Annotated in this window: 1 protein-coding gene and 1 pseudogene; both read right to left on the bottom strand. The window is 65.0% G+C overall.

Going from position 1 to position 2311, the window contains the following annotated elements:
- Window positions 1–89: 89 nt before the first annotated feature.
- Window positions 90–1640 carry a cation:proton antiporter family protein gene (locus LO50_RS22985; protein WP_014819413.1) on the bottom strand — a complete coding sequence of 517 codons (1551 nt, stop codon included), beginning with the start codon at window positions 1638–1640 and terminating at the stop codon, window positions 90–92.
- A 243-nt stretch (window positions 1641–1883) separates the two neighbouring features.
- Window positions 1884–2311 (bottom strand): annotated as a pseudogene (locus LO50_RS22980) (urate hydroxylase PuuD); the annotation flags it as partial.

Raw genomic sequence — 2311 nt, 5'->3', positions numbered from 1 at the left:
ACAGGCTGATAAACAATAAATCAGAAAATTGTGCACAATTGGATCGGCGGCAGTTGGCCAAGATCGCGCGAACGCGTCTGGACCAGGCCTCAGCGCGGTGCCTGCAATTCCCGCGAGACATTTTCCGCAAGGCCCGCGCCGGCCTCGCTCATGGTCAGGTAGGTGCGGTCGGCGCCAGCTTCCTGGATGCGCTGGGCGATATCCTCGTACATCGCGTGGGACACGATGAGCCCGCCGAAGCCGCTTTCACGCAGCTTGCGGGTGGAGATGATCTTGGCCTCGGGATCGTTCATCGCCAGGATCACCGCTTCGACCTCGTTCATCTCCAGGCTCTGCCAGAACATCTGGTCCTCGGCGTCGGCAAAGAGGATATGTCGGCCCTCGGCGGTGTTCTTTTCCACCATGACCGGGTCGGAATCGAGGCTGACCAGGGCGAAACCCTTCTCCGCCAGATAGTCGTAGGCGGCGCGCCCGGTACGGCCCATGCCCATGATCAGAATGCGCGCTTCGCCCAGGGACACCGGTTGTTCGTCGGGGTGGCGAATGTTGCGCTCGTAGCGGAGCAGACGCGGCGCCAGGCGTTCGTACAGCGGATGGGCGAAACGGTTGATCTGCGCCGAAACGATGAACGAAAACGCCACGGTGATCGCCAGCGGCATGAGCCACTGCGGCAGCACCACGCTGACGACGATCAGGCCGAATTCGCTGTAGTTGGTCAGGCTGGCGGCGCTGAGAAAGGCGCTGCGGGCGCGCAGGCGGAAGGCGACGAACAGGCCGAAGAACAGCACCGCCTTGAGCGGCAGCAGCAGCGACATGGCGAAGGCGAACCAGAGGGCGTTGGCATCCGGCAGCCCACCGATGCCGATCTTCAGGAAGAAGCCGACCAGGAACACTTCCTTGATCGCCCACAGCGAGTTGGACAGCTCGCTGGCGCGCTTGTGTTTGGCGAGCATCGCGCCAAAGGCCAGCGCCCCCAGTTCGGAACTCAGGCCGACGTATTCGAAGCCGAGACCGCCGGCCACCAGCGCCAGCATCAGGCCCAACAGCACCATCAGTTCTTCGTGGCCACTGTGGTCGAGCAGGCGGAACAGCACGGGGCGCAGCAGCGGCAGCAGGAACACCAGCAAGGCCCAGGCTGAGGGGACCTTGCCCGCGGCGAGGCTCATGACCACCAGAGCGATGAGGTCCTGGATGATCAGCACGCCGATGGCGACGCGGCCGTGAAAGGCGCGCAGCTCGCGCTTGCTTTCCAGCACCTTGGCCGCCAGCACGGTGCTGGAGAACGACAGCGCGATGGCCAGCAGCATGGCCTCACGCCAGCTGTTATCGAGGATCAGCATGATCGCCGGCATCACCAGCACGCTGGAGATGAAGAAGTGCAGCAGGCTGCCGCCGATGACTTCGCGGCGAACCAGATTGCCGAGCTTGAGCTTGAGCCCCACGGTGAACAGCAGCAGGAGCACGCCCAGATGCGACAGGTGATCGAGAATGATGCTGTCGTCACGGGTCACGCCCACGTAGTCGCCCGCTGCGGCCAGCGCGAAGCCGGCGCCCAGGTAGCCGATCAGCGGCGGCAGGCCGATGAAGCGGGCAAGTAGCCCGAGGGCGAAAGCGAAGGCAATCCAGCTGGCTTCAATCACGGGGCGGCGTCCGGCGTCGAGGGAGGGCGCGGCATTTTAACGGGGCGTCGGCGATTGGGTAGCGTCGGCAGCGATATTCCTTGCGGGAATCTGCTCGTTCGTCGTCGTGGAAGCGGAGTTGCCGTACCGCAGCGCTAGCTGGCCAATGCCGCCTGGGGCGCGGAGGAGGGGATGGCGGTCAGTGCGGCAATGGGCACGGTGCGGAAGGGGAAACGCCGCGCGGATGGCGCGCGGCGTCTTTGCTCAGTCGATGGACGCGCCCTTGGCGATCCAGTCACCCAGCAGATCGCGCTCGTCCTGGGTCATCTGGGTGATGTTGCCCAGCGGCATGATCTGGCTGGCCACGGTTTGCGCATGGATCTTCGCCGCCTGCTCGCGTATCTGCTCGGCGGTATCGAACATCACGCCCGCTGGGGCCGCGCTGAACAGCGGGCTGCTCGGCTGCGCGGAGTGGCAGACGGTGCAACGCTCGTGAATCACTTCGCTGACCTGGGCGAACTGGCTGGCGCCGCTCTGCTGTGCACTCGTGCTGGCCTGCTCCGGCGAGGTCGCTGCCAGGTTTGGTGCCGGTTGGCGGTTCGGCGCGGTGACGTAGGCCAGGCAGATCATGCCCAGTGCCGCGGCCGGTAGCGCCCAGGCGAAGCAATTACTGTTGTGGCGGGTGTTGAAGT

This window comes from Stutzerimonas stutzeri (assembly GCF_000935215.1).
Lineage (GTDB): Bacteria > Pseudomonadota > Gammaproteobacteria > Pseudomonadales > Pseudomonadaceae > Stutzerimonas.
Note: the sequence above shows the minus strand (reverse complement) of the source record. Positions and strands in the feature narration are given on the sequence as shown.